The sequence below is a fragment of the Streptomyces sp. NPDC059832 genome, assembly GCF_042731715.1.
GTDB lineage: Bacteria > Actinomycetota > Actinomycetes > Streptomycetales > Streptomycetaceae > Streptomyces.
Genome location: NZ_JBHWIY010000086.1, coordinates 1 through 5,917, shown reverse-complemented (window position 1 = coordinate 5,917; position 5,917 = coordinate 1). Strand labels below are relative to the sequence as shown.

General features: G+C 72.3%; 1 protein-coding gene. It reads right to left on the bottom strand.

Annotation, left to right across the window (positions count from 1 at the left end; genetic code table 11):
* Nucleotides 1-5,905: amino acid adenylation domain-containing protein (locus tag ACFV8T_RS45160; RefSeq protein ID WP_385339645.1), on the bottom strand; the 5,905-nt coding region annotated here is incomplete at its 3' end.
* Nucleotides 5,906-5,917: the final 12 nt, after the last annotated feature.

Sequence of the window (5,917 nt, the reverse complement as noted above, 5' to 3'; positions counted from 1 at the left end):
TCTCCACGAGCCGGTCGAAGGGTGCGTCCTGGTGGTCATAGGCGGACAGCGCCTTGTCCCGCACCCGGTCGAGCACGTCCTCGAAGGTCGGATTGCCCGACAGGTCGACGCGCAGCACCCAGGTGTTGACGAAGAAGCCGACCAGGTCGGTCAGGGCCTCGTCGGTGCGCCCGGCGACCGGCGAGCCGATCGAGACGTCGTCACCGCAGCCCAGCCGCGACAGCAGCACCGCGAGCGCTGACTGGAGCACCATCGGCATCGTGACGTCGTTCCTGCGGGCCAGTTCCTGTGCCGCGCCGAGGAGTTCGGGATCGACGCTGAACTCGAACCCGTCGCCGCGGCGGCTGGCCGAGGGCGGGCGGGGCCGGTCGGTGGGCAGTGGGAGCGGCTGGGGTGCGCCCGCAAGCTCGTCCAGCCAGTATCCGGACTGACGGGCGACCGGGCTGTGCGGGTCGTTCTCGTCGCCGAGGAGCTCGCGCTGCCACAGGGTGTAGTCGGTGTACTGGACGGGAAGCGCGCCCCACCCAGGGTCGCGGCCTTCGAGACGGGCGGCGTAGGCGGTCGACAGGTCCCGTGCGAACGGCGCCATCGACTCGCCGTCGGCGGCGATGTGGTGCACGACGAGCGCCAGGACGTGCTCGTCGGGGGCACGCCGGAACAGCGTCGCACGGATCGGCACCTCGGTGAACAGGTCGAAGCGGTGCTCCATCGCCGCCGTCAGCGCGGCGGGCACCTCGTACGGCGGGGCCGGTGAGAGCGGGACGTCGAAGGCCAGCTTGTCGGCCGGGACGACCCGCTGGAACGGCATGCCGTCGGTGTCCTCGACCAGCAGCGTCCGCAGGCTCTCGTGGCGCAGCACCACGTCGCGCACGGAGGCGGCCAGGGCGTCCACGTCCAGCGCGCCCGTCAGGCGCAGCGCCATCGGAATGTTGTACGTCGCGGACGGCCCCTCAAACCGGTGCATGAACCACAGGCGGCGCTGCGCGAACGACACCGGCACCGCGCCTGCCGTATCCGCGCGGCGGCGCAGCACCGGCCGGGCCCGGCCACCGAAGGACAGGTGGCCGCAGAGGCCGGCGACGGTCGGCGACTCGAACACGGTTCGGATTTTCAGTTCGATGTCGAAGGCCGTGCGGATCCGGCTGATCAGCTGGGTCGCCAGCAGCGAGTGGCCGCCGAGCGCGAAGAAGCCGTCGTCGATGCCGACGCGCTCCACGCCCAGGACATCGGCGAACAGCCCGGCCAGCGTGCGCTCCGCAGCGGTGCGCGGCGCTCGGTAGGTGTCGCCGGTGAACTCGGGTTCGGGCAGGGCGGCCCGGTCGAGCTTGCCATTGGGGGTCAGCGGCAGCCGGTCCATGGGCACGATCGCGGCCGGGACCATGTACTCCGGCAGCCGCTCCCCCACGAACCGCCGCAGGTCGTCCACGGACAGTTCGCGGACGTGTTCTGCGGGCACCGCGTAGCCGACCAGCGTGAGGCCGGTGCCCTTGCCGGGACGGGCCAGGACCACGGCGCGCTCCACCTCCGGGTGCGCTGCCAGCACGCTCTCGATCTCGCCGGGCTCGACGCGGAATCCGCGCACCTTGGCCTGTGCGTCGGCACGGCCCAGGTACTCCAGGTTCCCGCCGGCGCCCCAGCGCGCGAGGTCGCCGGTGCGGTACATCCGGGACCCGGGCGGCCCGTAGGGGTCGGCGACGAACCGCTCCGCCGACAGTCCGGGGCGGTCCAGGTAGCCGCGGGCCAGTCCGGCGCCCGTCAGGTACAGCTCTCCGGCGACGCCCTGGGGGGCGAGCCCGAGCTGGCCGTCGAGGACGTAGGTCCGGCAGTTCGCCAGCGGAGTGCCGATCGGCAGGGTCCCGTCCCCCGTTCCATCGTCGACGCACCCGGCCGCGTACACCGTGGCCTCGGTCGGGCCGTAGATGTTCGCCGTCCGCACCTGCGGCCACGTCTCCCGGACCTTGCGCACCAGGCTCGCCGGCAGCGCCTCGCCTGCGAGGACGATCGTGCCGATCCGGTCCAGGCGCGCCCGGTCGGCCATCGCGTCGAGCACCGAGGGCACGACACACAGCAGGCTCGCTTCCCCGAAGTCCTCCTCGACGAGGGCCAGCGCGTCGTCGAGCAGCACGATGCTGCCGCCCACGAGCAGCGGCACCAGCGTGTCGAACACGGACACGTCGAAGGTCGTGGAGGTGGTTGCCAGGGCCCGTGCGAACGTCGCCGCGCCCAGCTCGGCGACGCCCCAGGCGGCGAGGTTGCCCACGCCCGCGTGCGCGACGACCACGCCCTTGGGGCGGCCCGTGGACCCGGAGGTGTAGATGACGTACGCGGCGTTGGGCGGACGCAGCGCGGCGTGCCGGTCGGCATCCACGGGGTCGCGGTCGGGCCGACCCGCCACGTCGGCCGCCAGGGCCGGGTCGGACAGGACGGCGGGTGCGGCGAATTCCGGGAGCGAGGCGGCGAACTCGGCGTTCGTCAGCACCAGCCTGGGGCGGGCGTCGTCGAGCAGGTAGGCGATCCGCTCGGCCGGATAGGCCAGGTCGAGCGGCAGATAGGCGCCGCCGGACTTGAGTACGGCCAGCAGGGCGACGACCAGATCCGCCGACCGCGGCAGCGCCACGGCCACGAGCGTCTCGGGGCCCACTCCGCGGCCGATCAGCCAGTGTGCGAGACGGTTGGCCCGCGCGTTCAGCTCCGCGTACGAAAGGGAGACCTCACCGCACACCAGCGCCTCGGCGCCCGGGGCGTCCGCCACCCGCTGCTCGAACAGCTCGGGAACGGTACGCGCCGTCAACGGCACCGCCGTGTCGTTGAGCACGCGCAGCAGGTGGTCGCGCTCCCGGGGCGCCAGCACGTCCACGGTGCCGACGGGGCGCTCGGGCTCGGCCACCAGCCGGCGCAGGACACGCAGGTACCGCTCCGCGATCTCCTCGACGTACGCCCGGTCGAAGACCTCCGGCTTGTATTCCAGGGCGAGCTTCAGGTGCCCCGTGACGTCCGCGGTCACGGTGAGCGGGTAGTGCGTGCCCGCGAACGGGCGGATGCCGGTGCAGGCGATTCCCGCCTCGTCGCCCGCCTCGGACAGGGCGCTCTGGTCGATGGGGTACGACTCGAAGACGACGAGGGTGTCGAAGAGGGACGGGAGACCGGTGGACTGCTGGATGTCTGCCAGCCCGTGGTGGTGGTGGTCCAGCAGCGTCGCCTGATGGTCCTGGAGCGTGGCCAGCAGTTCGGCCGCCGTGGCACCGGGGTCGAGTCGTACGCGCACCGGAAGGGTGTTGATGAACATCCCGATCACGGCGTCCACGTCGCGCAGGGCGGCGGGGCGGCCGGAGACCGTCGCGCCGAACACCACGTCCTGACGGCCGGTCAGGCGTCCGAGCAGGATCGACCATGCACCCTGGACCACGGTATTGAGCGTGACGCCCAACTCACCTGCTCGAATCGCGAGTTCCCGGGCCTCGGCCGGGGGAAGGCCGACCTCGACCTGCCAGAACCCGGCCTCCTGGGGGGCCGTGGCCGCGCCGGGGGCGAGCAGGGTGGGTTCGTCGACGCCGTCGAGTTCGTCGGCCCAGGCGCGGGCGGCGGCCTCCTGGTCCTGCTCGGCCAGCCACGCCAGGAACTCCTGGTAGCCGCGGACCGTCGGCAGCGCCGCGGGGTCGCCACCGGAGCCGTACAGCCGCAGCAGGTCCTGGAGCAGCAACGGAATGGACCAGCCGTCGAACAGCACGTGGTGAGCGGTGAGGACCAGCTCCGAGGTGTCGTCGTCGAGGTGGACGAGCGCGAGGCGCAGCAGCGGCGGGGACGCCGGGTCGAAGCGCGCGTGATGGTCCTCGGCCAGCAGCCGTTCGAGTGCCGGGGCCCGCTGGTCCGGGGGCAGGTGCCGCAGGTCGTCATGATGCCAGGGCAACTCGGCCTGCGCGGGCACGAGTTGGACCCATCCGCCTGCGTCGGGGAGGAACGCGGACCGCAGGGTGGCGTGGCGGTCCAGCAGCGCCTGGCCGGCGGTGCGCATCCGTTCCGGGTCGACCTGCCCGGAGAGGTGGAACACCAGCTGCACCTGGTAGGCGTCGACCGGCGCGTCGGTGAACCTGCTGTGGAAGAGCAGACCGGCCTGAAGCGGTGTCAGCGGCCACGCGTCCACGAGCCCCGGGCAGGCCCGCTCCCATTCCTGGATCTGTTCCTGGCCGGCGGAGAGCAGTGGAAGGTCGGAGGGGGTGAGGCCGCCCGCGTCGGGCTTGGCCGCGTGGTCGGCCAGCGCGGTGAGCGCGGCCCGCCACAGCTCCGCCAGCTCCTGTACGTCGTCCTTGGCAAGGATCCCGGTCGGGAACGCGAACGTGGCGTCCAGTCGGGGGCCGCGCGCGGTGTCGGTGACGTAGGAGTTGACCTCCAGCGCCGACAGGACGGGCATGTCCGCGTCGAGCACGGCGTCCGCGTCGTCGACGTCCAGGGCCTGGGTGAAGCCCAGGCCGCGCAGCTCGTCCGGCATGTCCGTGGCGGAGAAGCGGCCCAGGTAGTTGAAACCGATCTGCGGGTCCGGGCGTCCTGCGAGGACTTCGGCGGTGCTGTCGTTGAGGTACCGCAGGAGGCCGTAACCGACGCCCTTGTCAGGGATGGCGAGCAGTTGTTCCTTGACGGCCTTGACCAGCCCGCCCGCCGCGTCCCCGCCCGCGAAGGCGTCGTCCAGGTCGAACCCGGCGACGTCGAGCCGGACCGGGAACATGCTGGTGAACCAGCCCACCGTGCGCGACAGATCCGCACCAGGCACCACCGCCTCTTCACGGCCGTGTCCTTCGAGACGCACCAGCAGCGACGACTCGCCGACCCCACGGTGCCCGCGCCACCTGGCCACGGCGAGCGCGAGCGCGGCGAGCAGGCCGTCGTTGACCCCGCCGCGGAACGCCGCCGGAACGCTGGTCAGCAGGGCCTGGGTCACCCGCTCGGACAGCTCGACGCGCACCGTGTCGACGGTCGCCATCATGTCCACTGCCGGGTCCGGCCGCCGGCTGCCCAGATGAGGGTCGGGCCCCTTCAATACTCCTTCCCACAAGGCGAGTTCGACCGTGCGGTCCTCCCGGTACGCCTCTTCGGTCAGGGCGTGGGTCCAGCGGCGGACCGAGGTCGCCACCCGCGGCAGCTCCACGACCTCCCCCTCACGCACCTGCGCCCACGCCGCCGCCAGGTCCGGCAGCAGGATCCGCCAGGAAACCCCGTCGACCACGAGATGATGCAGAACCAGCACCAGCCGCCCGGACACCGACGGCCCCGCGTCGAACCAGACGAACTGCGCCATCACGCCACCGGACGGGTCCAACCGGCCCATCGCCGCGTTCAGTTCGACGGAGGCCGACTCACGCCACCCCGACGCATCCCAACGACCGTCACAAGCAACCCGGCGTATCAGCCCGTCGACCGGCACCACACCCGACGGACCCACCCGAAGGCCACACACACCGCCCTCGGTGACCAGACGCGACCGCAACACGTCATGCCGGTCCAGCACCGCGCGCAGGGTCGCGGCCAGCCCGTCCGCCTCGATCCCCTCCGGCAGGTCCACCGTCATGGACATCGAGAACCTGTCGGTGCTGCCCCCCAGATCCATCAGGTACGCGCCTGCCGGGGGCAGCGGCAGCCAGCCCACTCCACCGCCCTCCAACTCCGCCAGGGCCCGCGGCACCACAGCCGCCTCCACCTGTGCTCGGGCCGCCAGTTCAGCCACTGTCCGCGCTTCGAAAACCTGCCGGGGGCTGATCTCGACACCACGCGCCCGAGCCCGCGCGACCACCTGGATCGAACGGATGCTGTCGCCGCCGACCGCGAAGAAATCGTCGTCGACGCCCACCCGGTCCAGGCCCAGCACCTCCGCGTACACCGAGGCGAGGATCTCCTCCTGCGGCGTACGCGGCACCCGGTACTCCCC